The organism is Sulfurimonas sp. NWX367, assembly GCF_039667065.1.
Taxonomy (GTDB): Bacteria; Campylobacterota; Campylobacteria; order Campylobacterales; family Sulfurimonadaceae; genus Sulfurimonas; species Sulfurimonas hydrogeniphila.
Genome location: NZ_JALCZM010000004.1, coordinates 29052 through 55463, shown reverse-complemented (window position 1 = coordinate 55463; position 26412 = coordinate 29052). Strand labels below are relative to the sequence as shown.

Here is a 26412-nt window from a genome sequence, read left to right as displayed (position 1 = left end):
GAGTTCCTTACTAAATTGATAAAGAGAAGTTTAATAACAATATATTAATAGTTATTAAACAGATTCATTTTCATAGCTTATTTTAAGGTATTTGTCTAAAATATACTCCAGTTTGTCTCTTGTTAGCGGCTTTGAAAGATAATCATCAAGCCCCTCTTCCAAAAGCATCTCCTTGTCCCCTTCCATTGCCATTGCTGTCAGGGCAACAATCGGCGCCTGTGATTTTAGGAGCATCATATCTTTAATCTCTTTGGTTGCAACAATCCCGTTCATATACGGCATATCTATATCCATAAATATAATGTCATATTTTTTCTCTTTATACATTTTTACCGCTTCAAGTCCGTTAGAGGCGGTAGAAACATCTATGTTATACTCTTCCAGGAGTATTTTTATCAGACGCTGATTGATAAGATTGTCTTCCACGACCAAAGCCTCGGTTTTATCTTTGAGAGTAAGTTCATTTTTATCTTCATTAGTATATTTGTAGCTGTTTGCCATATACAGATGTTTGGCTATCACACTGGCCAGCAATGGTTTTTCTATCACTTCATCAATAATGTGTGTCATCTTTGTTTGCAGTTTTTCATCTTCATCCAAAAGAAAAACAACAGGTGCCTGCTTTTTATATGTCGCCAGATCCAGTATCCACGATGAATCACCTTGGTCACCTACCACATAAAGCTCATCTATATCTGTATAAATATCAGCATTGAGTTCGGAAGATTTTGTCACATCAATAGCAAAAGAACGCAAATAGGTCGTTAAGAAATTGGCATCATCAACTTTTTCTTTATCCAGTAAAAGCACTTTTGCTTTTTTATTTGGCATCATTTTGTAGTTTTGCCCTCTTGAAGCTTTAAAATCAAGAACAAAATTCACGTAGGTACCGTTGTCTAATTCACTTTTTATACGTAATTCTGATCCCATCAACCGTACCAGACCGCTTGAGAGGCTCAATCCTATGCCGAGTCTCTCATCTGCATGACTGCCTGCGGTAAAAGGTTCATCCATAAGAGATATCTGTTCTTGAGACATCCCCTGACCATTGTCTTTGACACTAAAACCGACAGAACAGGCTCCGTTTTGGAGTCGTTTTAAAAGTTTTACTTCTATAATAACCTTGCCGCCATGCGGTGTAAATTTAATTGCATTTTGAATGATAGAACGCATAACCTGCAAAATTTTGTTTGCATCACCTTCGAGTTCCTGTGGCAATTTCGGATCTATAAAACTCATAACCTGTACCCCGTTGTTGCTTGCCTTGTCAAAACATGTATATATGAGTTTTTCCATTGCGACAAGAAGATTAAAAGGTTCTGACTCCACTGTAAGACGCCCGCTTTGCAACTGCGCCAAATCCAAGAGACTTTCAATATTATTCATCAGATTTTTAGAAGAATAATCAATCATATCAAGGTATTCATTTTGATGTTCGTTAAGACTGGTTTCTTTGAGCAGCTCTATAAATCCGAGAATACCATTCATCGGAGTTCTAAATTCATGCCCTATATTGGCCAAAAATTTTGTTTTCAGCTTTTCAACCTCTTTCACCTGCAAACGTGCTTTTTCCAACTCTGTAACATCTTTTAATTCCAAAATATACAGCTTCATATTTTTTGAATACCTGTGACACTTTGCTTCAATACTGAGAAGTTGGCCCTTAGCATCAGTCATATTTACCCTGTAACCATCGCTTTTGTACTTTTTAATATAATCCAGCCAACTTTTGTCAGACTCGGTAAAAATCTCTTCACTCTCACTCAAAAACATATCACGAATGCTTTCATTGGCTCTTTTAAAATCTTTTATATCAAAATAATTCATTGTAGTGAAAAAAGTTTTATTTGCACCAATCCATCCTTCACCTTGTAAAAAATAGAGCATCATTGTATCACTGCTGTCTGCCACTTCAATAAAGAAATCTTTGTCCAATTGTGAAAAAAGTGTCTCCTTTTTTTTGCCTGTATCATACACATGCGTGTTTTTTTGTTTCGAAAACAGTGAAAATATGCCCATATTTTACCCCTTTTTAAAAGTCATTGCTTTGATTATAACATATAAGTTGCTAAAATACATTTATGAAAAAAGCAACGAAAAAAGAGATCCAAGAGATCCAAAAACGCTTTATGGAGCGCTACAGTGATGCGGTCACAGAACTGCATTATAAAAATGCCTATGAACTGGTAATTGCCGTAGCACTCTCAGCACAATGTACCGACAAAAGAGTCAACCTTATTACTCCTGCCCTGTTTGCAAAGTATCCGACGCCTCAAGATTTGGCAGATGCTGATATAGAAGAGGTGAAAAAGCTTATTAACACCTGCTCCTTCTTTAACAACAAAGCAAAAAACCTCATAGCCATGGCAAAACGTGTTGCGGAAGTGTATGACGGTGAAATACCAATGAATGAAAAAGACCTGCAGACCCTGGCAGGCGTCGGACAAAAAACAGCCCATGTTGTGATGATAGAGTATACCGGTGCGAACCTAATGGCAGTGGATACCCATGTATTTCGTGTCGCACACAGACTTGGTCTGAGCGATGACAAAACAGCCAAGGCGACAGAAGCCACTTTGGTAAAAAAATTCAAAACCGACCTGCATGTACTCCATCAGGCAATGGTTTTGTTTGGAAGGTACATCTGCACTGCCAAAAATCCTAAATGCGATGAATGTTTTTTAACAGAGTTTTGCAGAACAAAAGAGAGTTTCAAAGTTTAGGTATGCAAAGTGCTTGGAGATTATTATGATACGCATATATTTATTAGTTTTATTCATGCTTTTTTTTAACGGCTGTCTAAACAAACACGGGATTTCTGCAAAATACTACAGTGACTGCAAAGAGTACTACGATTTTCAGGGATATTATCACAAAGAGTGCGGAGATGATGACATCATTACCTATGAGACAATGGGCAAAGAAATAAAAAAAAGCAGCGCAAAAGTCAAAAGTTTCTTTGGTGCAAAAGAGCAGCCAAAAGCAGAAAAAAACGTCTGGTAGGTTCTACTCTTTTACAGCAATAAAAGTAGCAAAATTTGCCCAGCGCAAAAGTACTTCACAATGAGAGAAACCTGCATTTAATGCCATTTTTATATTTTCTTCTTCACTGTAAGGCACCAGTACATTTTCCAGAGCTTCGCGTTTTTGCATGATTTCATACTCGGAATAGCCCTGCGCTTTTTTAAAATCATAATAACATTCAATCAATTCTTTGTTGAGTTTGGGATGATGAGAGATGACTTTTTCGCTAAATATAAATACACCCTCTTTTTTTAATGAAACGGCTATTTTTTTTACCAGCTCTTCACGAACAAGAGGACGAATAAACTGCAGAGTATAGTTACTGATAAAAACATCTGCCTCTTTATAATCATAGCTCAGTATATCCGCATTGCAAACTTTTATGTCGGCACCATACGCTTCGCATTTCTTTCTTGCACGCGTGAGCATTGCTTCAGAATTGTCAAGACCTATAAGCTCTGCCTTGTTTGAGAGTTTTCTGTGAATACTCAGCAGTGTTGATGCGGTTGAACAGCCAAGATCATAGACTCTCCCATTTTCATTCAGGTTTTTCAGTGCAAAAAATTCTGTAATTTTTTGCGCCTCTTTGTAAAAAGGAACACTCCGCTCGAGCATATCATCAAAGACAGCTGCCACTTCTTCATCAAATTCAAACTGTTTTTTTATCGGTTTTGTAAATACTTTATCATTCATAACTGGAATTTTATCAAAATAAGCCTATAATTGAGCAAAAAAAGGATATTAATGGAACTTTCACTCTCTTCTTGGATGATGATTGCTTTTTTACTCGGTCTCGGTCTGAGTGCATGGAAAATGTATAAATTTATGCCGACAAAACAACTCAAAGATGATGACACAACCCCTCAGGCACAGACAGAATTAATGGATTTGATTTTAAAAATCATAAAAGGCAGTCATGGAGAACTCACAGAAAAAGAGTTGCATGAAATGGTCACAAAACACGAAGATTTTGACAAAGAGCATTTTTGGAGATTTAATGAAAACAAACTGAGACAGCTGTTACATATACACTATACAAAAAATCCCGATACAAAAAGTATCAGGGATATTCACAAAAAACTGCACTCTTAGTTTCTGTTCATGGCATTCAAGTCTTTATAGGCCTGAATAACACGCTCAACCAGACCTTCCTGTCCGGCACGCAGCCATTTTCTCGGATCATAGTATTTTTTGTTCGGTTTGTCTTCACCTTCCGGATTTCCGATTTGACTCTGAAGATAATCATGATACTTTTCTATATACTGACGAACGCCGTTCCATGTTGCCCACTGAGTATCGGTATCGATATTCATTTTTACAACACCATAACTGATCGCTTCACTGATTTCTGAAGGCAAAGATCCTGAACCGCCGTGAAATACAAAGTTGACAGGTTTCTCTTTTGTATGCAGTTTTTCCTGAATATATTTTTGTGAATTGTCTAGTATCTTAGGTGTCAACTGTACATTTCCCGGCTTGTAAACACCGTGTACATTTCCAAAGGAAGCGGCTATTGTAAAATTTGGAGAAATTTCACTCAACTCTTTATAGGCAAGAGCCACCTCTTCTGGTTGGGTATATAAAAGTGCATTGTCAATGTTTGTGTTGTCCACACCGTCTTCTTCTCCGCCTGTACAGCCTAGCTCTATTTCGATGCTCATACCGATTTTGTTCATTCTTTCAAAATAGGCTTTACATGTACCGATGTTTTCATTTAAAGACTCTTCTGAAAGATCAAGCATATGGGAAGAAAACAGTGGTTTTCCCTGTGTTTTATAATAACTCTCACCTGCTTCAAGCAGAGCATTTATCCACGGAAGCAGCTTTTTTGAGGCATGGTCAGTATGCAGAATCACCGCAACACCGTAAGCCTCTGCCATCATATGTGTATGAATCGCACCGGCCACCGCACCAATAATTGCCGCTTTTTCACCATCATTGCTTAAACCTTTGCCTGCATAGTAGGAAGCACCCCCGTTACTGAATTGTATAATCACAGGAGAGTCGGCTTTTGCAGCAGCTTCCAATACACCGTTGACAGAGTCAGTATTTACAACATTGACAGCAGGTATAGCAAAACCATTTTCTTTTGCATATTCATAGACTTTTAAAACATCATCACCAAAAAGGACCCCGGGTTTAACAATATCCAATACACCATTACTCATAATAATTCCCTAAAAAATTTAATTTTACAATTATAATATATAGTTCATTTAAAAGAACTTTATGCTAAAATCAGAATCCCAAAGGATACATAAAGATGAGTGCTTGTGAAGAAATCAATACTGATATAGTTTTAATAGATATCATTAATTTTTCAATGCTTACCATACAGCAACAGTTTGAAATCATCAATTTTTTGACACGCAGTTACAAAAAAATCATACAACGCCTGCTTGAAAGTGCAAAACTTCCTGTAGAAGAACTTATTTTGGGTTATATCCCGACAGGAGACGGATTTTACTGCATACTCACACCAAAGTTCAGAGGCTACGGAACAATTTTAGGGCTGAGCTTTCATCATTTTTCAGAGCAGCTTTCAAAGAAATTCTCCTATTTTCATGGCTTGCGTATAGCAGTGCATACGGGGAAAATCAATAAATTTACAGACATTTTAGGGCATCAGAATTTTATAGGCACAGGACTCAATGACTGTGCCCGATACTTGGAAATTAAAGACTTCAGTATTTCAACGGTAATGATCTCTCATGAAGCATATTACAATTTTAAACGTTTCATTTCTGTGCATAAAGAGTACAACCAACTCCTTCAGGAAAGAGAATTTAAAAAGTCCACCCTCTTTGCTTTTCAGGACAAGCATGGCAATGAAAAAAAGGGATACCGTGTATGGCTGAGAAAATCAGGTATAATTATTCCTCCAATTTATAAAGGGCACCTCTAAATTTTAACACCCGGTGTTTCAAAAAGGACAGTATATGAAATTTACACTCGATGAATATTCAAAAAAATTTAAAATGTCAAAAGAGATGATCAGTTCAAAACTTCGCAGCAAAAAGTTAAATTATATCGTTGAAGATGACACTGTTTACATAATTGTTCCCGAGGAAGCCTCACCGCAACCGCAACAAAGACCTCAGCAAAACACTCCGCCTGCAAAACCACGGACAACGGTTGCCATGGTTTTGTCATTGTACCAAAAAGAGAACCTGCAGCTCAAAGCTAAAATTGTCCAGCTCGAAGAGAAAATAGACAAACTCATCAATGACAAAGAGCAGATGCTCCGTGATGAGATGAGTAAAATAGAAAGAGTTTATGCCACAAAAGACGAGCAGTTAAAGCAGGTTTTGGAACTGCTCAACACAAAACTTCTTGCCCAAAACAGCAACACGGTACATGATGTCGAACCTTTGCCGCAAACACAAAAAACCATAGAGGCGGAAAAAGACAACCAGATTGTTGAACTCAAAACCTATTTGAAAACACTTGATCTGGAGCCCTACCAGAGAAAAATCATCAAAAAAAGATTTTTAGCCGTGTATGACAGTGATATCAGAGTCATTAAACAAAACGGTAAACTCTACCTCGATTTTGCGAAGTATGATTACAGTGATTTGTTAGAGTATTAATGAATGCCAAAAAAAACAGAACATAAAATTATAAAAACCCGTCATATCAAAGAAGCATTGCAGACATTTGCGCAAGAAAATTTTATTCTTCCATCAGAATGTGACTTTGTTATAAACAAGACAGAAACATATATAAAAAGCAATGCCAGCACTTCTTTTGAACTTTACAGCAAAGAGATACAGGAAAAATACAAAGATAAAGAAAAAATACTCAATGAACATGTGGAATTTCAACAGCGCTATACTGTCACGCTGATGAAAAAAGAAAAAAGAGATCTTGAACTTGAATATACTATAGATTTTTCAAAATTTTTCACACATCCTTTTTTGATACTGTCACCGGATTCAAAAATTCCCTATAAATCACATCAGCCTGTTGAGTTGTTAAAAATACTCTTTAGAGAATGCAACAAAATCAAAGCGTATCATAAAATACTTGTGAACATCTTTGATGAAGAGATGAAAAAATCTCTGAAAATTTTAGTGAAGTACATATATGCAGGAAAATTTGTCAAACGTGTCAAAATTCCTCTGTTTGAAGGGATAGAGCCTGTTCTCACACGTCCGGGTAAACTTATTTTTTGGTTTAAAGAAAAAGCACATACAGGCGAAGTTATTGAAGTAGATGAAAATGAACTTCTTGTTGAGTATAAAAAGCCTGTATACGGACAAAACGGACTCAATGCTTTTGGTGAATATATAGACGCAAATTTTGCCAACAACATGGATGACCTGCAGGCAGATGTTGATGAAAAATCTATTAGAATAGAGGAAAATGCAACATCAAAAAAATATATAAGCAAAATACGCGGATATGTACATTATGACGGCAAAGAACTTCTTGTTGACAATCGCATAAAAGTCAGTGAAATCACAAAGCACAAAGACCTTGTAGAAGACCTCGAAGACAATAATATTGAAATAGTAGTGACACAGCATGATACAGCAAGGGATACCATAAAAGAAGGGGTGACACTTGTTTCAGAGAGAATACATGTAAACGGTTTTGTGGGAGCAAAAAGCCGTCTTGAAGCGATAACCCTTGAAATTGAGGGAGCTACCCACCAGGACTCACTCCAGTATGCAAAATATGCAACCATTAACAGACATAAAGGTACATTACGATGCCATGAGGGGAAAATTTCTCTGCTTGAAGGCGGTGTGGTACATGCAACCACTGTAGAAATTGAGGCTTCCATAGGGGGTGCTGTTTACGCCCAGGATGTTACCATCAAGCACGTGAAAAACAATCTAAAAGTTTATGCTTCGAATTCTATTACCGTCCGGCTTGTATCCGGTGAAGACAATCTCTTTAAAATAAACTACCGTGATGTCCCGATAGTGCAAAGCAAACTGCAATTTATAGACAAAGATATCAAGGAACTCAGGCATAAATTAGAAGGAGCAAAAAGACACAACTTAAGTAAAGTTGAAGAGCTGGAAAAAGAGATTACACGCCTTAAAAAAGAAAAAGAGGCAATACACAACGCCTACAAAAATGCAAAAATTACTGTCAAAGAACCTTTCAAAGGTTTAAACAACATTGTCTTTACTATTGACAATGCCCATGAAATAGCCTACAAAACAGATGCAAAATTCTATCCTCCCTTTTATCTTGAAATACAAGAAAACATCATCACCCTTCACCCTGTCGCAAAATCCATAGTTATCGAAGAAAAATAGTATTTTTTTAATTTTCTTTGTTTATTCTTCAAAACTCCATACTCTTTACATACGGTAATCCGTATACAAAATACATTAAATACATCATTATAATATATATAAATTATATAATACACATTAATCAATATTTATCATACGATAATTATCAATTTATATTATAAAAAATGTATATTTAAGTATTTATTCCGTATAATATTTTTTATGCAAATAAATGATTTATTTAACATCCTCCATAACTCAATAGAGTCTCAATACAATGGGAAAAAGATTTCCCTTAAAGATATGGCTAAAAGTCTGGGGATTTCTATGCGTACATATCAGGACTGGAAACTGGGACGTGCCAAACCACAGGCTGCGGCAACTGTTATAAAAATGTTAGGTAAATTAGATGATGATGAAATTATCAGGGCTGTAAGAAAAATCAACAGATTAGAGGAGTAGCGGAATGGGGATACTGACTAAAAATGAAAGAGATGGTCTTGAAGATGTGTTTTTATCAATACATACATCAACAAATAAATACAAAAAAATTAAAGATTTATCAGCTTTAATTATGATGCCTAAAACGACTCTAAATTTCAAAAAGCTCTTAAAACAGGCTAAATGTGGACTAAAAGAAACAAAAATTTCAGATTTTCTTCTTAAATACACCAAAAAGAAGAAAAATTTAAGCAAATAAACTATAAAGTATCTGTAGCTGAATTATTTCAGGGCAAATCTTAATCCAAGGGTAAATTTATGAATAAAGCACAATTCGTTGAGTTAGTACAAGAACACGGAAACTACAAAACTAAAGTTGAAGCTGAAAATGCAATTAAAGCTTTCACTGAAGCAGTAATAGAAGCCTTAGTAAAAGGGGAAGATGTTTCTCTCGTTGGTTTTGGTAGTTTTGCGGCAGTACTTCAAAAAGGTAAAACCGGTAAAGTTCCGGGTACAGATAAAACTTATACGACTCAAGATAAAATGGTTCCTAAGTTTAAAGCAGGTAAAGGTCTTAAAGACCGCGTTGCAGCTGGTAAATAACTATTTAATAGTATTGCTTTTGAGAAGCAGTACTATTCTTTCTTTTCCCCTATAATTTTTGAACAAAACCCTCCTTTTATATAAAATACAAAACAGACTTGCTATACTACGCAAAAAGCATAAGGAAATTCAATGAAAATAACAAAGAGTGAAGATGAATGGAAAAAAATTCTGAGTCCTGAAGCTTTTTCGGTATGCCGAAAAAACGGCACAGAAGCCCCTTTTTCCGGAAAATATTATGATAACAAAAGTGATGGTATTTACAAATGTATCTGTTGTGGTGCCCCGCTTTTTGAATCAGGTACAAAATTTGATTCAGGAACAGGCTGGCCAAGTTATTATGAAGCTGTTGAAGGGGCTGTCACTGAAATAAAAGATATGTCACACGGTATGATTCGTACAGAAGTCAGATGCAGCAGTTGTGATGCTCACTTAGGGCATCTTTTTCCTGATGGTCCTGAGCCTACGGGACTGCGATACTGCATCAACTCTGTATGTTTAGACTTTGAAGAAGAATAAGGAGCTTTTTAATGAAACGAATTTTACTGGCACTGATATTACTCTATACGACTCTCTTGTTTTCAAGTGAGAATAATCCGCATGTTGTCCTGCAAACAACACAGGGAAATATAGAACTTGAACTTTTTCCAGATGCGGCACCTTTGGCGGTTGAGAACTTTCTTACACATGTAAAGGAAGGCTATTACAACGGTGTTGCTTTTCACCGAATCATTCACAATTTTATGATTCAAGGCGGTGATCCGACTGAAAGCGGCAGAGGCGGTGAAAGCATTTGGCATAAAGAGTTTAAGGATGAATTCAAAGCAAATCTTGTTTTTGACAAACCCGGTATTTTGGCAATGGCAAACAGAGGTCCAAATACAAACGGCAGTCAGTTTTTCATCACAACAGCTCCGACACCATGGCTTAACGGCGGCTATACAATTTTTGGAAAGGTTGCAAATCAAAAATCCATGCAAACTTTGCAAAAACTAAACAATGTCGCTACTTCCGGACGTTCTGGCGGAGACAGACCGCTGGAACGTCAGGAAATAATCAAAGCATACATAAAATAGATACTTTATGTATGCAAGGCCTTAAAAACTTTAAGCGCTTGCAGGTGCTGGGCGACATCATGCACCCGTAAAATGGATGCACCGTTTTTCACTGCTTCAAGATGAAGGGTCAGTGTGCCGGGAAGCCTTTCTTCAACAGAAGAAGGTGAAATTTTATCTATCATGGATTTTCTGGAAGCTCCGACCAGCAATGGCTTGCCCAGCGTTAAAAAGTGTTCAAGGCTATTTAAAAGTTTTAAATTGTCTTCTACTCTTTTTCCGAAACCTATGCCTACATCAAGCACAATTTTTTTCACTCCAAAACTCTCAGCTTTTTCTACTCTTTTGCTAAAGAAATCATATACATCCTCTATGACATTTTCATAATGGGGGTTTTTCTGCATCGTTTGGGGCGTTCCTTTCATATGCATGATTACCGCTGTTGCATTATAAGCCGCACAAAGCCTGCATACCTCATCGTTTTGCAAACCGGTTATGTCATTTACAATACTAAAACCGCTCTCCAGTGCCCTTTGTAAAACTTTTGGTTCATAACTGTCACAACTGAATTGTACCTTTTCATACAGTTTTTCTTCTTTTATAAGTCTCAAAAGCGGTTCTATTCTTGCCAATTCCTCTTCTACACTCACATATGGAGCATTTGGGCGAGAAGAGACAGCACCGATATCTATTATATCTGCACCCTCTTGAATCATAGTCTCTATGGTTTGTATTGCTTCTTTTTCTTTGAGCCTGCTTTGTGCGTAAAAACTGTCATCATTCGCATTAACAATACCCATAATTTCTACTGCATCCGGCTGACGAACCTGCGCAAACTCTTTGAGTTTTTTTGCCAACTCTTTGAGTCCAAAAGGTTGTGCCAACTCTTTTTTTGCCAAAACTTTCAGCTGTTTTGTATTCGCAATGAGTATGCAGTCAACTTTTGGCTTTGCTGCGATAACTGTCCCCCGGGGAACAGCCAAATCAGCCCCGATGGAGAGAGCATCCTGTTTCAAAATATTGGCAGCCCCTACATGCAAATCATATATATATAAAATATGCATTGTTGCTTTTGACGCCAAAATTGTAATACCGCCCGAATCAACACCAAGCTTTTGCAATGCATCTTTTATATTTATTTCATTTGACAGTTTTTCTACTCTCACGGTCTCTCCTGTGCAAAGCTCATAAGCAGCATTGCCAAAACACTTTGAGGCCGTGAATTCAGATCAAGCAATCTGTAGGCCTTGTCAAAATTATCCAGCTGCAATGGAGAAAGTATGAGCCTGTCTATAACAGTTGCTCTGTAAAAAAGCGCTTCAACCAAAGCTTTGGCTTCTGTTTTAGAGACTCTGGCATGCTGTTTTAAAAATGCAAAAACCTCTTTATAGTCAAGTCGTGCAAGTGTAATATCCAACTCCATAACACTGTGATGGAGCTGGTTCTTTAAAATCGGCAGTCGTGAGCGTACGGTAGGCAGCAAGTTGGATTTCGTCGGGGAGATTATAATAAACTCTATATTTGTCGGCGGTTCTTCCAAAAGTTTTAGCAGAGAGTTTTGTGCCACATCAGTAAACTCAAAAGCTGCGATGATGATATACTTTGTCTGTGCTTCGCTGATGTACGCTTCAGCCGTTACAAGTTTTGCATGTTCAATTTTAAAATTTTCTTCTATAAACTTTACAACCCGGAAGCCCTGCAGTTCATTTTCCAGTTTTTCAGCAGCTTCCTCCACATCATTTGCAATGAGGATATGCCCTTTTATTGCATCAGGAACTTGCATCAACCTCTCCAAACATTGCAGCATTCAACGAAGCATCAAAAAGTTTGTAGAGCTGTAACAGTTTGATATCCAAATCCGTATCATAGGATTTGAGTGTAAACGCATTGTTAAAATCTTCATCAAAGATCCAAAAATAACTTTCATCTTTTCTTTTGGCGATATCGCTGCGTTTATCATCTCCTTTGCCGATGTACCAAAAAAAATAATCGCCCTTAAAAGAGAGTGAAATCATATCGTCTATAATATCTATCATTTCACCACTGCCTACACTGTTGTAATGGGTATAAATATTGTCAATGCTGATGATAGGTATCATAGGGCGTTCAAGCAGTACTCCGTTTAAAGAACTCAAAATGTAATTTTCAAACCACTTTCTTTTTTCGTCAGTAATTAGAATAATTGTTTTGCCATTAAGAATCTGTTCCAGTGCGTATGCAGTTGTTTTAGACCACTCAAACCGGTGTTCTTCAAGCCAGCTGAGACTGCCGCCCTTTTCTCTTATGGCATCCAGGCTCCATTGTGCAAAATCCGGCATGTAAGTACTTATTTGTCTAGCTCATAGGTATTGTGCAGAGATCGCACCGCAAGTTCTGCATACTTTTCGTCTATAACCATGGATACTTTTATTTCTGATGTTGAAATCATATTGATATTGATATTTTCTTTTGCCATCGTCGAGAAGGCTTTGGCAGCAACACCGGCATGCGATTTCATACCAACACCCACTACAGAAACCTTACAGATATCTTCATTATAAGAATCATCTTTGATTTCACCGCTTTGTACAAAGGTGTCTACAACAGATTTTGCATCATGCAGATCACTCACAGGTACAGTAAAGTCAATATTTGTTGTATCATCAACCGCTTTGTTCTGAATGATCATATCCACATTTACCTCGGCATCTGCCAATGCATTAAAAATATCAGAAGCAATGCCCGGTCTGTCTTTGACACCCATTAAAGAGATGCGTGCCTGGTTTCTGTCTAACGCAATTCCGCTTACTAGTGGTTTTTCCATAATATTTTCTTCCTTTGTAATTAATGTTCCCTCATCATCGCAAAAGCTGCTTCGTGTTACGAGATTGACATTGAGTTTTTTTGCCAGCTCTACAGAGCGGTTTTGTAATACTTTTGCGCCTAATGATGCAAGTTCAAGCATCTCTTCATAAGAGATTTTATCAAGTTTTTTTGCTTTTGGTTCAATTCGCGGATCTGTTGTAAAAATACCTGTCACATCCGTATAAATTTCACATAAGTCAGCTTCTAATGCACCTGCGATAGCAACAGCTGAGAGATCGCTTCCTCCACGTCCGAGTGTTGTGACATCTCCGTCTGTGTTTACTCCCTGAAAACCGGCAACTACAACAACTTTGCCACTTTGCAACGCACTTTTCATAGCTTTGGGATCAATCTCTTCAATACGCGCTTTGGTATGCTGCTTGTCGGTTACAATACCTGCTTTTCTCCCCGTCATTGCAACAGCATCGATTCCCATCTCCTGCAGTGCAATAGAAAGGAGTGCCGATGTCACTCTTTCACCTGAACTCAAAAGCATATCCATCTCTGCACGGGCAGGATTTTTTGAAAAATGTTCGGCATATCCAACAAGTTTGTTTGTTTCTCCGCTCATTGCCGAAACAACAACTACTACATCATGCCCGGCTTCTTTTGTTTTTGCCACACGATTCGCTACATTTTGTATGCGTTCCAAATCACCAACACTGGTCCCACCGAATTTTTGAACTATTAGCATTTACAACAGCCCCTCTCTTTTAAAATGATTTATAACTTTTTCATATACAGACTGCTTAAAATGCGGTGTAAAGTCTAAAACATCCTCTATTGCCACAAATTTATAGTTTATAAACTCGGGATGCTTTGTATCTAGGTTTATTTTGGCATCTTTTGCGAGTTTGAGTAAAAAATATTTTTGTGTCTGTCCCTTATACGGCTTCATTTTACTCGCAATTTTAGGAGGAAAATCATAAGAAATCCACTCTGGATATTCTGCTATTATTTCAGCAGAGTCTGTCCCTATCTCTTCTTCCATTTCACGGAAAAGAGCCTCTTTGACCTCTTCGCCTTCATCAATGCCACCCTGTGGAAACTGCCAAATGTCAGTCAAATCATTTCTTTGTGCAATAAAAACATCTTTTTTTTGCGGATACTCATTTGAGACGATTATCATAGCAACATTGGGACGGTATATTTCTTCTTTACTCATATAAGCACCTGTATTTAATTGTACGCGATTATACAGCAATAGCAATTAAAATAAGTTTATCCGGCTATAATTTCACTATGTTAGTTTATATTCATATTCCTTTTTGCGATTCCAAATGCTCTTACTGTGCCTTCAACTCTTATGTTGACAAGTTTCATCTCAAAGAGAATTACATGTATGCCCTTAAAAAACAGCTGCAGTATGAATTGCAAAGATTTCAGGCAGAAAAAGAGACTATAGAAACTGTTTTTATAGGAGGAGGCACGCCTTCAACCGTTGCCCCGCAGCTTTATGAAGAAATTTTCGACCTGCTTAATCCCTATCTTGTGAAAAACGCAGAAATAACCAGTGAAGCAAATCCCAACTCTGCAACAAAAGAGTGGCTTGAGGGCATGTATACTCTCGGAGTGAACCGTATCAGCTTCGGAACGCAGACTTTTGATAAGGAAAAACTCAAAATTTTAAACAGAGCACATACCCCGCAGATGTCTTCAGATGCTGTTCACAATGCCTCTGCTGTCGGCTTTAAAAACATCTCATTGGATTTGATTTATGCTACCCTGGGTGATACAAAAGAACTTCTTTCACATGACATACAAACAGCGCTGTCTCTGCCAATCAATCACATCAGTGCCTATGCCTTAATGATTGAAGAGGGTACGGCCTTTGAAAACCGTCCTCAAATGTCAAGTGAACAGCTCTCCCTTACAAAATGGATTTTCAAAGAGATTCAAAAGCATGGGTTTTCACAGTATGAAATAAGCAATTTTGGAAGCTATCAATCTCTTCACAATCTTGGCTATTGGCAATATAAAGACTATATCGGTGCCGGGGCCGGAGCTGTCGGCAAACTTGGACTAACAAGATTTTATCCCTTAACTGATATAGAAGCATATATCAGCGATCCTCTGTCAATCAGACAAGAGATACTCACACGAGAAGACAAAAGACTCGAACAGATCTTTTTGGGTCTGCGCTCTGTTGTCGGCGTAGATCAGGATATATTAAATGCACAGGAACGGCAAAAAGCAGAAATTTTGCTCAATGAAAACAAAATCGTGTTAAAAAATAATATTTTATACAACACAGATTACCTTTTGGCAGATGAAATTGCGCTCTTTTTGACCTCTTGAAGATTTTTTAATGATTCTTTGGATAAAATCTCACTATCAATAAACTATGAAGGCTGAATATGTTTGGTATGGGTTTTACAGAGATGCTACTCATAGCAGTTGTCGCTATTTTATTTCTAGGTCCGGACAAACTGCCTAGTACAATGGTCGAAATTGCTAAATTTTTTAGAAACGTTAAAAACACGATAGGAACAGTAAAAGACTCCCTTGAAGAAGAGATGAATTTAAGTCAGATAAAACAGGAAGCACTTGCTTATAAACAAGAGCTTCTCAATGCCAGCGAAAGCCTGAACAAAGTTACAGACATTCCTGCGCAGGCCGGTGCAAAACTTACAAACCTCACAGACAATCTTTTAGAAGATGATGAAGATACAATCGAAAAAGCACCTAAAGAGACGCAGGAAGTGACTTTTAAGAAAAAGAAGAAAGAGAAAGAGAAAGAAAAAGAAAATACAGAGAAAGAAGAAGAAAATAAAAATGTTTGATGAATTAAGACCGCACCTTGTAGAACTCCGAAAGAGGCTGGCTATTTCAGCAGCAAGTTTAATAGTTATGTTTTTTGTCATGTTTTACTTCCATGAACCTATACTTACATGGATGGTACAGCCACTCAATGATGCTCTGACAGAAGTCGGCAAAGTCTCTGTCAATGCGGCAAACGGTATGATTACCACATCACAGGTTGGCGGCGCATTCTTTGTCGCATTGAAAGTTTCCTTTTTTGCAGCGATTGTCGGAGCCTTGCCTATTATACTTTCGCAAATTTGGCTTTTTATCGCGCCTGGACTCTATGCCCACGAAAAAAAGATGATCATTCCTTTTATTGTCGGTGGTACAGTTATGTTTCTTGTGGGTGTTCTTTTTGCCTACTATATTGTGACACCTTTTGGATTTGACTTCCTCATTACCTTCGGTTCATTTAAATTTACTCCGCTTATCAACATCGAGGATTATGTCGGATTTTTTACAAAAATCATGTTTGGTTTCGGTCTTGCTTTTGAACTGCCTGTGTTTGCCTACTTTTTGGCACTTCTCGGACTTGTTGATGACAGACAGATGACGGCATTTTTCAAATATGCAATCATTATTATTTTTATAGTTGCAGCCCTGCTGACTCCACCGGATGTGTTAACACAGCTGCTTATGGCCGGTCCGCTTGTGATACTCTATCTGCTTTCTATTTTGATAGTAAAAATGGTAAACCCTGCCCCGCCTTTGGAAGAAGAAGAAGAGGATGAGGACGAAGAGGAAGAAGATGAAAGCAGTTTAAGTGTTAAGCATCATGATGAATATGATGAGCTTACAGACAAAAAGGACAAAGATGAGTAACCAGGAGTTACTCACTGCAAGCTATGACTTCACTCTTCCTGATGAACTTATAGCAAACTATCCTGCTTCTCCCCGTGATCATGCAAAACTTTTAGTCTACGACAGAGCCACGGACACAATTACACACACCTTTTTTTATAATCTTGAAAACTTTCTTTCTCCGGAGTGTGCTCTCATTTTTAATGATACAAAAGTTATAAAAGCAAGACTTTTTGGAAAAAAACAGAGTGGCGGGAAAATAGAACTTCTCATAAACAGAGCCATTACTGCACACAATATCAATGTATATATTCGAGGAAAAGTGAAGAGAGACACAGAGATATTTTTTGATGACAATCTCATGGCAAAAGTGACACAATTAAATGATGACGGCAGTCGTGAAGTCAATTTTTACCAAAATAACATACTCTTACGGTTTGAAGATTTGCTTCCTGTAATAGACAAAATAGGGCATATCCCTCTTCCTCCCTATATTCAAAGACCAGATGAGGATGAAGATGCTGATGAATACCAAAGCGTATTTGCTTCGCAGGAAGGAGCCGTTGCCGCACCTACCGCTTCGCTGCATTTTACCTCCGAGCAGCATAAAAGAATTTGTAAAAAACACAAGCATGCCTATATTACTTTACATGTAGGAAGCGGTACTTTTAAACCTGTGGAAGCTGAAGTGATTACAAACCATCCTATGCATTCGGAGTACTATGATATTTCAAAGGAAGCAAAAGAGATTTTGGATTCTGATATTCCTGTCTTGAGTGTTGGAACAACATCAACAAGAACTATAGAATTTTATGCAAGACACAAAGGACAAATGAGGGGTGAAGCAAATCTATTTTTACATCCAAACAACAAACCCTTACGCGTGAATCATCTTTTGACAAATTTTCATCTGCCAAAATCAACACTGCTTATGCTGGTTGCATCTTTTGTCGGGCTTGATAAAACGCATCAGCTTTACGCTGAAGCGATACAAGAAAAATACAGGTTTTACTCCTACGGCGATGCAATGCTTATTCTCTAAGCACTGCTGTTTCAGCTTCTTGTAATTAAATTATTCTCTTTGATTTTTTTGATAATACTGCTTAAAAAAGAGACTTTCTTCTCTTCATCAGCAAGAAGAGAGACTGCACCAAGATTGAATTTTTCCATTTTGGAATCCAGATAGCCTGTATTAAATTTTCCTGCTCTAAACTCTTCATCCCGTACAATTTCTCTGTGAAGAACAATATTTGTTTTGAATCCTTCAATATAGAACTCATCCAGTGCTCTTTTGGCTTTTCTCACAGCACCCTCCCAGTCCAGAGACCAGACTATGAGTTTTCCAAGCATAGAATCATAACATGTAGGCAATTCATAGCCTGCATAAAGGCTTGTATCAAGACGTACACCAGGTCCTCCAGGTGTCAGATATTTTGTAACCGTACCGGCAGTTGGCATAAAGTTGTTTTGCGGATCTTCAGAATTGATTCTAAATTCAATGGAATAGCCTCGAAACTGTATCTCTTCTTGTAAAAATTTCAATTTGTCTCCGCCGGCAATCTCTATCATTCTCTGTATAATATCCACACCTGTAATCGTTTCAGTTACAGGATGTTCCACCTGCACTCTGGTGTTCATTTCTATAAAATAAATATTATCCTGTTCGTCAACCAAAAACTCTACTGTTCCGACACTCTCATACCCCAGTCTGAACATTGCTTTGATGGAAACTCTGTAGAGTTCTTTGCGAACCGCATCATTAAGCAGTGGCGACGGTGCAATTTCAATAACTTTTTGGTGACGACGCTGAATCGAGCAGTCTCTCTCTCCCAAATGCACAATATTGCCATATTTGTCAGCAACAATCTGGACTTCGATATGACGAGGATTTTCAACATATTTTTCTATAAAAACATCCCCTTTTCCAAAATATTTCACCGCTTCATTTGTAGCAGATTCAAACATTTTAGAAAACTCTTTTGCCTGCTTGACAATTCTCATTCCTCTGCCGCCGCCGCCGAATGCAGCTTTGATAATTACAGGAAATCCTATCTCTTTGGCAATTTTTTCACCCTCTTTAACATCTATAACCGGTGTGTCAGTCCCTTCTAAGACAGGAACACCGATTTTTTTCATCGCAACTTTGGAAGCCATCTTATCACCAAAAAGTTCAATGTGCTCTGGTTTGGGGCCTATAAATATGATGCCGTTCTCTTCACAGGCTCTGGCGAATTCAGCACTTTCAGATAAAAATCCGTATCCCGGATGTATGGCATCGCAGTTTGCTTTTTTTGCCATTGAAATTATTCTGTCATAGTTCAAATATGCTTCAATAGGATTCCCCATTATAGGATAGCATTCATCTGCCTTGGCAACCCAGACGCCTTCCACATCAACTTCTGAAAACACAACGACTGTTTTTATTTCCAACTCTTTACACGCACGAATAATTCTCAGCGCTATTTCGCCTCTGTTTGCGATCAACATTTTAGATATTTTTTGCTTCATGTGATTCTCCAATATTTTAAACTGCAGTATTATAAAGTTTTAAAAAAATTATCTCTATACTTTAATTGGCATTAAAGTTATCTATTTTTGTAATTTTTATTTTCTAATTTTGCTATAATAAGAATTATGAAAAAAACAACTTTAGAAAAAAAGATAAAAATCTCCAATTATATTATGTATTACATCTATACCAATATAGATACAGATATCAATATGGATGAACTTGCCCAAAACCTGAAAATCAATAAATTTTACATGCATAAGATTTTCAAAGAGATATTCAACCGAAATATATATGAAAGTATAAAATCCATACGCCTGCAAAAAGCTTCCAATCTGCTCTTAACCAACAAATACTCCACAATATCCGAAGTTGCAAACTCCTGTGGATACTCTTCGCAGACTTCTTTTATACGCGCTTTTAAAATCCGCTTTGCCATGACACCCAAAGAGTGGCGAAAAGGGGGCTACAAAAAGTATTCGAGCAAAATCCTCAAGCAGTCTTTAATAGCCACAAAATCAAAGGCACAGTTTCATACCATTACACCTGAAATTGTGAAGATGCCTGAACTTTCAGCATACTACATAAGACACAGAGGATATAACGACAGCATAAAACAGACTTGGCAAAAACTCCAAACATGGGTGTTTAGCAACAATCTCACCAACTACAAAGAGATTGCACTTCTGCATGACAATCCGGCAATTACACCGCTTGACGAGTGCCAATATGTTGCCTGCATCGTCAATGAGGATCCAAATATTACCGTGAATGACAGATTGCCAAACTTTAAAATCTCAGGAGGGGTGTACGCGAAATTTGATCTGCAGGGAGAATCCGGAGACTTTTTGAAATTTATTCATTGGGTATATCACAGCTGGCTGCCGCAAAATGAGTATGAAACCACAACAAAACCCCCTTATGTCGTTTATAAAAAAAACAAGTATTTATCCAAAGACAATAAGTTTGACATCAGTCTTTATTTATCAATCAGTTACTAAGATAGACTCTTGCATTTTTTATCTCTACGGTTCCGGCCAGTTCTGCTTCAAAAATTTTTGTCGGATATTTTTGCAAAGCGTCCTCATAGGTCGGATTGCTTTGACAATAGTACAAAAACTCATCCAAAGCCACTTCTTTACATGTAAACCCTGCAAACTCTGCTACAAAAGCATCTAGATTATAAATAGCTTTTGCTTTTGCTTTTGCAAGTAAATTATTTGTCGCTTCACTCTCTCCTATACGATGTGGTAAAACATATACCTCTTTTCCCATTTTCAAAGCATACTCAACACTGCGCATCGTTCCTGAGTTAAAATCTGCATAAGTCACTACAAGCACATCTCCCAAAGCAACAACTACTTCATTTCGCAAAGGGAAATGATATTTGCGAGAAGGAGTCCCTTCTTCAAACTGACTGAGTACCAAACCGCTTGTCTCAATATCTGCAATAATATTTTTGTTGATTGCAGGATAGCGCTTGTCAAGTCCTGTTGCTGCAACCATAATGGTGTTTTTTGCACCGGCAGCCTTATGTGCAATGGCATCAACGCCCAAAGCACCGCCGCTTACTATGCAGACACCCTCTAAAGAAAGTTTGTGAGAAAGCCGGTGTGTCAATTCTCTTGCATATTGATTTGGTTTTCTGCTTCCTACAATTGCAATTTTCTTTTTATGCAATAATTCACTGTTTCCTTTGTAAAAAAGTTTCTCCGGATAGTGCTTCATAGCATCGAGTTCGGGTATATGAAAATTTATTTGCTGCATTGCAAAGTCAATATATTTTATTTATCTGCACTAACTCAACATCTTTGAACAAAGCCTTAGATTCAGAGAGTGCCTGCAGTGTATTTTTATGAGGATGGCCTATTGCAATGGCACTGCCATGTGCCTTTGCAACTGCAATAGCTTTTTTTATCTGCTTTAATATATATGGCTTGTCCATGTGATGATCCAAAAAAACATCGCGCGCAACATATTTCAGTCCGAAATTTTTCAGTACTTTTGGCGCCATTGTTTTAGCAGTCGTTCTACTGTCTATAAAGCGTATATGGTTTGCATTTAGAGCAAAAACCAGTCTGTTCATTGCTATTTCATTTGATGTAAACTTGCTGCCGGTGTGATTGTTAATATAGGCGACTTTTGGAAACAATTTTTTAATATCTTTTATTTTTGCAGAGATTTTTTGCTGAGAATCATGTATGCGGAGAGTATGCGGTTCCTCAGCACTAAAGTGCATTGCTTCCATCGGTAAGTGTACCATATAAAACTTTTCATGTGATGCAAGTTTCGCAGAGTCTGGTCTTGCTGCACGTGGTGGCAGAAATGACATAGTAACATTGAGATGCAAACGTTTTACGGCTCTTACCTGAGATGCGGTCTGCATATCATCTATGATGATAGCCAATTTCGGTTTTGATGTATAAATCTGGACTTTTTTCGGTTTTTGCTTCGGAGGGTTTGCCAGGGTTTCATTATCTATTTCATGTGCTGCGGAAACGTATGTTTTTGTCTCTTTTTTCAGTACCTCCTGCAGTCTTTTGTTTACACTTACAGCTGGTGCTTTTGGAATTGTTTGTACTGACTTGTGCTTTGTTGTTGACTTTTCTTTTTTATGCGTTTTTCCATCATTTGCTCCAAAATAATACCCTGTAATTAAAGATATTAAAACAAGGGCTGTCAGTGCTAAAAACCATGCTGTATATTTTAATAAAGAAGAACCGGTTTTTTTCTTCGTTCTTCTTGTTCTTTTTTTTCTTTTTGCCATCTACTCTTCATCTTAAAGTTAAATTTATTGAAACTATATCCTAAAAAAATAAAAATCTTAATTTTATTGCAGTTTGTCATATAGATCTTCGGCAGTGGTATCGAAACGGTAAAGCAGTTTTTCAAGCTCTTTGATATCGAACGCTTCTATACTCTCTTGAAGTTGCAATGCATACTGCTCAAGAGGTTTTATATCATACTCTGCTGCCAGGGTACAAAGTCTTTTGCTAAAATCTTTTGTGTCAGAAAAGCTATGCGTCTGCAGTGCTTTTTTATAAAGAGTCTGTATCTCTTCTTCTATAATTTTTCGTATCTCAGCACTGTTTTGTTTTGCTTTTTCACTGAGTTCAAATACCTCTTTATCTGGCTTATCAGGCATTTCCGCCTCATCAACTGCCAAAAATTTGCTTAATTCCACAAAAAGATCATACTTCAAAACAGGCTTTCGTAAAAAACCGTCAAAATGGGTATCTTTGTACTCCTGCTCATTTTCCATAAGCGAAGCTGTTAATGCAATAACAGGACACTTGGAGATTTTTCGCAATGCAGTTGTCACTTCATAGCCATCCATCTCAGGCATTTTTATATCCATTAAAACCAAGTCCGGCTGCTCTGTTTTACAAAGCGCTATCGCTTCCAAACCGTTTTTTGCCGTTATCACTGTAATTGCAGTGTTTTCAAAAATTTTCACTATCAAATCACGATTACTTTCAATATCATCAACAACCAGTATTTTTGCTTTTTTAAATTTTATATTTTTTAAATTTTTTATACGAATATCGTCCTGTGCATCATTCTCTGCTATTGATGCTATGCTTACATTATAGAGGTGCACTTTAAAGACAGTCCCTTTTTTCTCTTGGCTCTCTACAGAAATATTGCCTCCCATCATTTCACACAAACGTTTTGATATACTCAGGCCAAGTCCTGTACCGCCGAACTTGCGTGTATCCTGTCCGTCCATCTGCTCAAACTCATTAAAAATTTTCGCCAACTGCTCTTTTGGTATACCGATACCACTGTCCTCGACAGAAATCTCCAGATTTAATTTTGAGAGATGCTGATCAATATCAAATGCTCTTACGCTTAACTTTACAAAACCTTTTTGCGTAAATTTGATTGCATTTCCTATCAGGTTGAGTAAAATTTGGCGTATGCGTACTTCATCGAGTAACAGACTTTTAGGAATGTTGGTGTTTACATGTAGTACAAAATCCAAATTTTTCCTCTCCACCTCAACTGCAAAGATAGAACCCACTTCATCAGCCAATGCAAAGAGATTTGTCGGTTTTGTCTCTATAATCAGTTTTCCTGCTTCTATCTTGGAAAGGTCAAGTATGTCATTTATAAGTGTCAAAAGCGTATGACTTGCATTTTTCACAGTTTTTATATGGCTTTTTAACTTTGGATCCTGTATCTTTTCACTGAGTATATCCGAAAAGCCGATAATAGCATTAAGCGGTGTTCTGATTTCATGGCTCATATTTGAAAGAAATTCAGATTTTGCCTTTGTTGCCGCTTCGGCCTTGTCTTTTTCTATTTGCAGCCTGTGTTGTGTTTGCAGAAGTTCTTCCTGTGCTTTTTCTCTTTTTTTAATCTCTAATGCCAGTTTTCTGTTCCAATAGACAAAAACAGCAATGATAAAAACAACACCGGCCAGAAGTTTCCATAAAAGTTTATAATCAAAGCCATGTGCATATTCTACAGCTATCCAGCGTGACTCTATTCTGTGCCTGTCTTCTTCTTTTATTGCGCTGATTACTTTTTCAAAAATAGATGCGAGTGCCGGCAAATCTTTTTTTATACCCACACTGAACGAAAGAGTGTCCTGCAATTGTCCGGATATTTTCAACTGGTTTGGAAATTTTGTCTGCACTTGATAGCCAACACCTATCAGTGTGCCTATATAACCGAACAACTCTCCATTTTGCACCTTTTGCAACCCCTCCGTTATGCTTTTGACATCAATAAAATCTATTTTTGGATATTTTTGTCTGTAGGTTTCGTTAAAAGAGTAGTCTTTTACTATTGCCACCTTTTTACCTTCGAGTTGTTCCATACTGCTGATATAGGTAATATCCGGTCTTGTGGCAATTACCAAAGGGGTATGCAGATACGGCTTTGTAAAGTGCAGATATTTTTCTCTTTGCGGCGTTTTTGCAACCAAAGAGAGTATTTCACACCTCCCGTTTTGTACAAAAAGAAGTGATTCGCTCCATGTTTTTGTCCGGACTACTTTTATGGGAACAGGAATATTTTTTTGAAACTCTTTAAAATATTCGGCACTGATGCCAATATATTTTCCATCTTTGTCAAAAGCTTCAAAAGGCATCCAGTCAGGTTCTATACACAGAGTAATCTGTTTGTGCTGTTGCAACCACCTTTGCTCTTTCTCACTCCATTGCAAACTCCGGGAGACTTTTGTATCTGTCTGAGAAGCCTCAAACCATTTATCTGTAATTTTTTGCCGTTCTTTATCACTGATATCCTGTAATGATTTTTCTATTATTGCAAACAGCACAGGCTTGTTTTTGTCTATAGCAATAGAAACTTTTGTATCCATTCCCGGAACATTATTTACAATTTTTAAATTTGAAAGATAATCCTGTTTCATTATATAAGAAGCCACTGCAATATTACCTATGTAGGCATCAACCTTTGAAAAAGAGAGTGCTTTGAGAGACTCTCGGTTTGAAGAGGTAAGGTAAAGATGAATATTCGGATAGTTTTTTTGCAACCATTCATGCAGATACGAGCCCCTGTTTACCGCAACCGTTTTGTTATTCAGTGCATCCATGTTTTTTATATCTTGCCGCGTAGCCTGTGTAACAATAACCAAGGGCATCTCAACATAGGGTGTTGTAAATTTTAAAAATTTTTCTCTTTTTGGTGTCTTTGCCGCACAACTCAGACCGTCAAATTTTCCTGCTTTCATATCGCGCATAACATCAGCCCAAACTTCTGATGTAACAGCAAATGTCAAACCGCTTTTTTGGCTTATGAGCTTTAAAAAATCAGCTGCAATCCCTGTATGTCTTCCCTGTTTATCTACAAATTCATACGGAGGCCAACTGTAATCTGCCCCCAACCGAACGACGGGATGCTCTTTTATCCACTCTTTTTCCTGCGAAGAAAATGTAACTCCAAAAAGAGCCGAAGTATAGAAAAATACAAAAAAAAGAAAACTAATCCTGTGCAATTGCAATGAATTCATCAAGATGTTCTTTAAAAATAGCAACCAATTCCGGATCAAAATGATCTCCACTGTGTTCTCGTATATAATTGACTGCATCATCTATACTCCAGGCATCTTTGTAGACCCTTTTATGCGTCAAAGCATCAAACACATCCGCTAAGGCTACAATACGGGCAAATATGTGAATATCTCTGCCCTGAAGCCCGCGAGGATAGCCCGCTCCGTTGTATTTTTCATGATGTTCATAAGCAATTATATCTGCCGCTTTCATCAGTTTTCTGTTTGAGATTTTCAGGTATTTATGGGCAATTTCAGTATGCGTTTTCATCACTTCAAATTCTTCTTTTGTGAGGGAACCTTTTTTGTGCAAAATATTTTCAGGAATGCCCATCTTCCCAATGTCATGCATAGGACTTGCATGATAAATCACATCAGCATCTCCCTCCGAAACAGCAGGATGATACTGTGCCAAAAGTCTGCTGTACTCCGCCACACGTTTTATGTGTCTGCCTGTCTCATCCGATACAGATTCAACAAGTTCTGTTAAAATAAAAATCATCTCCTTCTGATTCTCTTCAAGTTCACTGTATATACGTTTTTGTTCCTCTTTTAATTTTGTCCGCAAAGACAAGTTGTGAATTTGAAGTATTTTTTTTGCAGTATAAAGTTCAAGATGTGTTTTTGTTCGGGCCAGAAGCTCATTCGCATGAAAAGGCTTTGTAAGGTAATCCACCCCGCCTACTTCAAATGCTCTGGTCATAGAGTCTATATCTGATTTTGCAGTTAAAAAGACAACAGGAATATCTACGAGTCTTGGATCGTTTTTCATCCGTCGGCATACTTCATACCCGTCTATACCAGGCATCATAATATCAAGCAGTACCAAATCAAAATTATTAAAATCCAGAAGGGCTAAAGCTTCTTCCCCGTTTTTGGCATATGAAAAGTCATACCCCTCTTCTTTGAGAATATTCATCGCTACCTGAATATTTTCTATCACATCATCCACAATCAAAACCTTATAACTCATATTCTCATCATGCCCTTCATACTGTATAATTTAAATTAATCTATTTAAACTAAAAACAAATAAAGAACCACTTAAAAGAAGATAAA

29 protein-coding genes are annotated in these 26412 nt (G+C 37.4%); 16 read left to right on the top strand and 13 right to left on the bottom strand.

Annotation, left to right across the window (positions count from 1 at the left end; genetic code table 11):
* Window positions 1-54 precede the first annotated feature (54 nt).
* Window positions 55-2019, bottom strand: a complete 1965-nt coding sequence (locus MNY28_RS11015) for a response regulator (RefSeq protein WP_346389866.1) — start codon at window positions 2017-2019, stop codon at window positions 55-57.
* A gap of 62 nt (window positions 2020-2081) precedes the next feature.
* On the opposite strand from MNY28_RS11015, the gene nth reads away from it, so the two are divergent.
* Together nth and MNY28_RS11005 are read left to right on the top strand one after the other, a co-directional pair.
* A complete protein-coding gene (gene nth, locus MNY28_RS11010; RefSeq protein ID WP_151899771.1) occupies window positions 2082-2723 on the top strand; it encodes an endonuclease III in 642 nt (213 codons plus the stop codon).
* Window positions 2724-2748: 25 nt separating this feature from the next.
* Entirely contained in the window at window positions 2749-3003 is a 255-nt protein-coding gene (locus MNY28_RS11005) for a hypothetical protein (protein WP_346389865.1), read from the top strand.
* 3 nt (window positions 3004-3006) lie between these two features.
* Here the strand turns inward: MNY28_RS11005 and cmoA are convergent, their stop codons facing one another.
* Window positions 3007-3717 (bottom strand): carboxy-S-adenosyl-L-methionine synthase CmoA, encoded by a 711-nt coding sequence (gene cmoA, locus MNY28_RS11000; RefSeq protein ID WP_151899769.1) that lies wholly within the window; start codon window positions 3715-3717, stop codon window positions 3007-3009.
* A gap of 51 nt (window positions 3718-3768) precedes the next feature.
* Between cmoA and MNY28_RS10995 the strand changes: the two genes are divergently transcribed.
* Window positions 3769-4116, top strand: coding sequence for a hypothetical protein (locus tag MNY28_RS10995; protein WP_151899768.1), 348 nt, complete (start codon window positions 3769-3771; stop codon window positions 4114-4116).
* On the opposite strand, the gene fbaA is transcribed toward MNY28_RS10995, so the two are convergent.
* On the bottom strand, window positions 4113-5192 hold the full coding sequence (gene fbaA / locus MNY28_RS10990; RefSeq protein WP_151899767.1) for a class II fructose-bisphosphate aldolase: 1080 nt from the start codon (window positions 5190-5192) through the stop codon (window positions 4113-4115). The genes MNY28_RS10995 and fbaA overlap by 4 nt on opposite strands.
* A gap of 95 nt (window positions 5193-5287) precedes the next feature.
* Here fbaA and MNY28_RS10985 point away from each other — a divergent pair, with 95 nt between their 5' ends.
* From MNY28_RS10985 to MNY28_RS10950, 8 genes are all read left to right on the top strand, one after another.
* Window positions 5288-5929 carry a hypothetical protein gene (locus MNY28_RS10985; protein ID WP_346389864.1) on the top strand — a complete coding sequence of 214 codons (642 nt, stop codon included), beginning with the start codon at window positions 5288-5290 and terminating at the stop codon, window positions 5927-5929.
* Window positions 5930-5963: 34 nt separating this feature from the next.
* Complete coding sequence (locus tag MNY28_RS10980) at window positions 5964-6614, top strand: hypothetical protein (protein ID WP_151899765.1); 651 nt, start codon at window positions 5964-5966, stop codon at window positions 6612-6614.
* 3 nt (window positions 6615-6617) lie between these two features.
* Complete coding sequence (locus MNY28_RS10975) at window positions 6618-8297, top strand: hypothetical protein (RefSeq protein WP_346389863.1); 1680 nt, start codon at window positions 6618-6620, stop codon at window positions 8295-8297.
* 201 nt (window positions 8298-8498) lie between these two features.
* Entirely contained in the window at window positions 8499-8738 is a 240-nt protein-coding gene (locus MNY28_RS10970) for a helix-turn-helix transcriptional regulator (RefSeq protein WP_151899763.1), read from the top strand.
* Between the two features lie 4 nt (window positions 8739-8742).
* The gene (locus MNY28_RS10965; RefSeq protein ID WP_151899762.1) at window positions 8743-8976 is read left to right on the top strand and encodes a hypothetical protein; all 234 of its coding nucleotides are present in this window, start codon (window positions 8743-8745) and stop codon (window positions 8974-8976) included.
* A gap of 59 nt (window positions 8977-9035) precedes the next feature.
* Complete coding sequence (locus MNY28_RS10960) at window positions 9036-9320, top strand: HU family DNA-binding protein (protein WP_151899761.1); 285 nt, start codon at window positions 9036-9038, stop codon at window positions 9318-9320.
* Between the two features lie 132 nt (window positions 9321-9452).
* A complete protein-coding gene (msrB, locus tag MNY28_RS10955) occupies window positions 9453-9839 on the top strand; it encodes a peptide-methionine (R)-S-oxide reductase MsrB (RefSeq protein WP_151899760.1) in 387 nt (128 codons plus the stop codon).
* Between the two features lie 11 nt (window positions 9840-9850).
* Entirely contained in the window at window positions 9851-10396 is a 546-nt protein-coding gene (locus tag MNY28_RS10950) for a peptidylprolyl isomerase (RefSeq protein ID WP_346389862.1), read from the top strand.
* A gap of 5 nt (window positions 10397-10401) precedes the next feature.
* Here the strand turns inward: MNY28_RS10950 and folP are convergent, their stop codons facing one another.
* Genes folP through MNY28_RS10925 form a run of 5 tightly spaced genes read right to left on the bottom strand, consistent with a single transcriptional unit; the run spans window position 10402 to window position 14384 of the window.
* Window positions 10402-11541 carry a dihydropteroate synthase gene (gene folP / locus MNY28_RS10945; protein WP_346389861.1) on the bottom strand — a complete coding sequence of 380 codons (1140 nt, stop codon included), beginning with the start codon at window positions 11539-11541 and terminating at the stop codon, window positions 10402-10404.
* Window positions 11538-12158: a DNA polymerase III subunit delta' gene (locus tag MNY28_RS10940; RefSeq protein WP_346389860.1), complete on the bottom strand. Its 621-nt coding sequence runs from the start codon at window positions 12156-12158 to the stop codon at window positions 11538-11540. The genes folP and MNY28_RS10940 overlap by 4 nt, the downstream gene beginning before the upstream one ends.
* Window positions 12145-12693, bottom strand: a complete 549-nt coding sequence (locus tag MNY28_RS10935; protein ID WP_151899756.1) for a HobA family DNA replication regulator — start codon at window positions 12691-12693, stop codon at window positions 12145-12147. The genes MNY28_RS10940 and MNY28_RS10935 overlap by 14 nt, the downstream gene beginning before the upstream one ends.
* A gap of 8 nt (window positions 12694-12701) precedes the next feature.
* Window positions 12702-13913 carry an aspartate kinase gene (locus MNY28_RS10930; protein WP_151899755.1) on the bottom strand — a complete coding sequence of 404 codons (1212 nt, stop codon included), beginning with the start codon at window positions 13911-13913 and terminating at the stop codon, window positions 12702-12704.
* Complete coding sequence (locus MNY28_RS10925) at window positions 13914-14384, bottom strand: RNA pyrophosphohydrolase (protein WP_151899754.1); 471 nt, start codon at window positions 14382-14384, stop codon at window positions 13914-13916. It lies immediately after the preceding gene.
* Window positions 14385-14461: 77 nt separating this feature from the next.
* Here MNY28_RS10925 and hemW point away from each other — a divergent pair, with 77 nt between their 5' ends.
* From hemW to queA, 4 genes are read left to right on the top strand one after another with little or no spacing between them, the layout of a single operon-like run.
* Window positions 14462-15517, top strand: coding sequence for a radical SAM family heme chaperone HemW (gene hemW / locus MNY28_RS10920; RefSeq protein WP_346389859.1), 1056 nt, complete (start codon window positions 14462-14464; stop codon window positions 15515-15517).
* 59 nt (window positions 15518-15576) lie between these two features.
* Window positions 15577-16002, top strand: a complete 426-nt coding sequence (gene tatB, locus MNY28_RS10915) for a Sec-independent protein translocase protein TatB (RefSeq protein WP_346389858.1) — start codon at window positions 15577-15579, stop codon at window positions 16000-16002.
* Window positions 15995-16846, top strand: a complete 852-nt coding sequence (tatC, locus tag MNY28_RS10910; protein ID WP_346389857.1) for a twin-arginine translocase subunit TatC — start codon at window positions 15995-15997, stop codon at window positions 16844-16846. The genes tatB and tatC overlap by 8 nt, the downstream gene beginning before the upstream one ends.
* Window positions 16839-17867 carry a tRNA preQ1(34) S-adenosylmethionine ribosyltransferase-isomerase QueA gene (gene queA, locus MNY28_RS10905; protein WP_151899750.1) on the top strand — a complete coding sequence of 343 codons (1029 nt, stop codon included), beginning with the start codon at window positions 16839-16841 and terminating at the stop codon, window positions 17865-17867. Before tatC ends, queA begins: the two co-directional genes overlap by 8 nt.
* An 11-nt stretch (window positions 17868-17878) precedes the next feature.
* On the opposite strand, the gene MNY28_RS10900 is transcribed toward queA, so the two are convergent.
* A complete protein-coding gene (locus MNY28_RS10900) occupies window positions 17879-19333 on the bottom strand; it encodes an acetyl-CoA carboxylase biotin carboxylase subunit (RefSeq protein WP_346389856.1) in 1455 nt (484 codons plus the stop codon).
* A gap of 126 nt (window positions 19334-19459) precedes the next feature.
* Here MNY28_RS10900 and MNY28_RS10895 point away from each other — a divergent pair, with 126 nt between their 5' ends.
* The gene (locus MNY28_RS10895; RefSeq protein WP_151899748.1) at window positions 19460-20335 is read left to right on the top strand and encodes an AraC family transcriptional regulator; all 876 of its coding nucleotides are present in this window, start codon (window positions 19460-19462) and stop codon (window positions 20333-20335) included.
* Here MNY28_RS10895 and MNY28_RS10890 read toward each other — a convergent pair.
* The 4 genes from MNY28_RS10890 to MNY28_RS10875 all read right to left on the bottom strand — a co-directional run bounded on the left by MNY28_RS10890 (window position 20325) and on the right by MNY28_RS10875 (window position 26326).
* Window positions 20325-21101: a DNA-processing protein DprA gene (locus tag MNY28_RS10890; protein WP_346389855.1), complete on the bottom strand. Its 777-nt coding sequence runs from the start codon at window positions 21099-21101 to the stop codon at window positions 20325-20327. The two genes, MNY28_RS10895 and MNY28_RS10890, sit on opposite strands and share 11 nt — an antisense overlap.
* Window positions 21102-21108: 7 nt before the next feature.
* Window positions 21109-22101 (bottom strand): divergent polysaccharide deacetylase family protein, encoded by a 993-nt coding sequence (locus tag MNY28_RS10885; protein WP_346389854.1) that lies wholly within the window; start codon window positions 22099-22101, stop codon window positions 21109-21111.
* A gap of 63 nt (window positions 22102-22164) precedes the next feature.
* Window positions 22165-25314, bottom strand: coding sequence for a transporter substrate-binding domain-containing protein (locus tag MNY28_RS10880; RefSeq protein WP_346389853.1), 3150 nt, complete (start codon window positions 25312-25314; stop codon window positions 22165-22167).
* Window positions 25286-26326, bottom strand: coding sequence for an HD domain-containing phosphohydrolase (locus MNY28_RS10875; protein ID WP_346389852.1), 1041 nt, complete (start codon window positions 26324-26326; stop codon window positions 25286-25288). Before MNY28_RS10875 ends, MNY28_RS10880 begins: the two co-directional genes overlap by 29 nt.
* Window positions 26327-26412 lie beyond the last annotated feature (86 nt).

What these genes read in the sequence shown, in the direction of transcription:
- MNY28_RS10940 (WP_346389860.1), bottom strand. Translation starts at nt 12,158, where the DNA reads ATGCAAGTTCCTGATGCAATAAAAGGGCATATCCTCATTGCAAATGAT.
- fbaA (WP_151899767.1), bottom strand. Translation starts at nt 5,192, where the DNA reads ATGAGTAATGGTGTATTGGATATTGTTAAACCCGGGGTCCTTTTTGGT.
- MNY28_RS11005 (WP_346389865.1), top strand. Translation starts at nt 2,749, where the DNA reads ATGATACGCATATATTTATTAGTTTTATTCATGCTTTTTTTTAACGGC.
- MNY28_RS10900 (WP_346389856.1), bottom strand. Translation starts at nt 19,333, where the DNA reads ATGAAGCAAAAAATATCTAAAATGTTGATCGCAAACAGAGGCGAAATA.
- MNY28_RS10995 (WP_151899768.1), top strand. Translation starts at nt 3,769, where the DNA reads ATGGAACTTTCACTCTCTTCTTGGATGATGATTGCTTTTTTACTCGGT.
- MNY28_RS10985 (WP_346389864.1), top strand. Translation starts at nt 5,288, where the DNA reads ATGAGTGCTTGTGAAGAAATCAATACTGATATAGTTTTAATAGATATC.
- queA (WP_151899750.1), top strand. Translation starts at nt 16,839, where the DNA reads ATGAGTAACCAGGAGTTACTCACTGCAAGCTATGACTTCACTCTTCCT.
- MNY28_RS10980 (WP_151899765.1), top strand. Translation starts at nt 5,964, where the DNA reads ATGAAATTTACACTCGATGAATATTCAAAAAAATTTAAAATGTCAAAA.
- MNY28_RS10890 (WP_346389855.1), bottom strand. Translation starts at nt 21,101, where the DNA reads ATGCAGCAAATAAATTTTCATATACCCGAACTCGATGCTATGAAGCAC.
- cmoA (WP_151899769.1), bottom strand. Translation starts at nt 3,717, where the DNA reads ATGAATGATAAAGTATTTACAAAACCGATAAAAAAACAGTTTGAATTT.
- MNY28_RS10895 (WP_151899748.1), top strand. Translation starts at nt 19,460, where the DNA reads ATGAAAAAAACAACTTTAGAAAAAAAGATAAAAATCTCCAATTATATT.
- MNY28_RS10925 (WP_151899754.1), bottom strand. Translation starts at nt 14,384, where the DNA reads ATGAGTAAAGAAGAAATATACCGTCCCAATGTTGCTATGATAATCGTC.
- MNY28_RS10875 (WP_346389852.1), bottom strand. Translation starts at nt 26,326, where the DNA reads ATGAGTTATAAGGTTTTGATTGTGGATGATGTGATAGAAAATATTCAG.
- MNY28_RS10935 (WP_151899756.1), bottom strand. Translation starts at nt 12,693, where the DNA reads ATGCCGGATTTTGCACAATGGAGCCTGGATGCCATAAGAGAAAAGGGC.
- tatC (WP_346389857.1), top strand. Translation starts at nt 15,995, where the DNA reads ATGTTTGATGAATTAAGACCGCACCTTGTAGAACTCCGAAAGAGGCTG.
- MNY28_RS10975 (WP_346389863.1), top strand. Translation starts at nt 6,618, where the DNA reads ATGCCAAAAAAAACAGAACATAAAATTATAAAAACCCGTCATATCAAA.
- hemW (WP_346389859.1), top strand. Translation starts at nt 14,462, where the DNA reads ATGTTAGTTTATATTCATATTCCTTTTTGCGATTCCAAATGCTCTTAC.
- tatB (WP_346389858.1), top strand. Translation starts at nt 15,577, where the DNA reads ATGTTTGGTATGGGTTTTACAGAGATGCTACTCATAGCAGTTGTCGCT.
- MNY28_RS10950 (WP_346389862.1), top strand. Translation starts at nt 9,851, where the DNA reads ATGAAACGAATTTTACTGGCACTGATATTACTCTATACGACTCTCTTG.
- nth (WP_151899771.1), top strand. Translation starts at nt 2,082, where the DNA reads ATGAAAAAAGCAACGAAAAAAGAGATCCAAGAGATCCAAAAACGCTTT.
- msrB (WP_151899760.1), top strand. Translation starts at nt 9,453, where the DNA reads ATGAAAATAACAAAGAGTGAAGATGAATGGAAAAAAATTCTGAGTCCT.
- MNY28_RS10880 (WP_346389853.1), bottom strand. Translation starts at nt 25,314, where the DNA reads ATGAATTCATTGCAATTGCACAGGATTAGTTTTCTTTTTTTTGTATTT.
- MNY28_RS10930 (WP_151899755.1), bottom strand. Translation starts at nt 13,913, where the DNA reads ATGCTAATAGTTCAAAAATTCGGTGGGACCAGTGTTGGTGATTTGGAA.
- MNY28_RS10885 (WP_346389854.1), bottom strand. Translation starts at nt 22,101, where the DNA reads ATGGCAAAAAGAAAAAAAAGAACAAGAAGAACGAAGAAAAAAACCGGT.
- MNY28_RS10960 (WP_151899761.1), top strand. Translation starts at nt 9,036, where the DNA reads ATGAATAAAGCACAATTCGTTGAGTTAGTACAAGAACACGGAAACTAC.
- MNY28_RS11015 (WP_346389866.1), bottom strand. Translation starts at nt 2,019, where the DNA reads ATGGGCATATTTTCACTGTTTTCGAAACAAAAAAACACGCATGTGTAT.
- MNY28_RS10965 (WP_151899762.1), top strand. Translation starts at nt 8,743, where the DNA reads ATGGGGATACTGACTAAAAATGAAAGAGATGGTCTTGAAGATGTGTTT.
- MNY28_RS10970 (WP_151899763.1), top strand. Translation starts at nt 8,499, where the DNA reads ATGCAAATAAATGATTTATTTAACATCCTCCATAACTCAATAGAGTCT.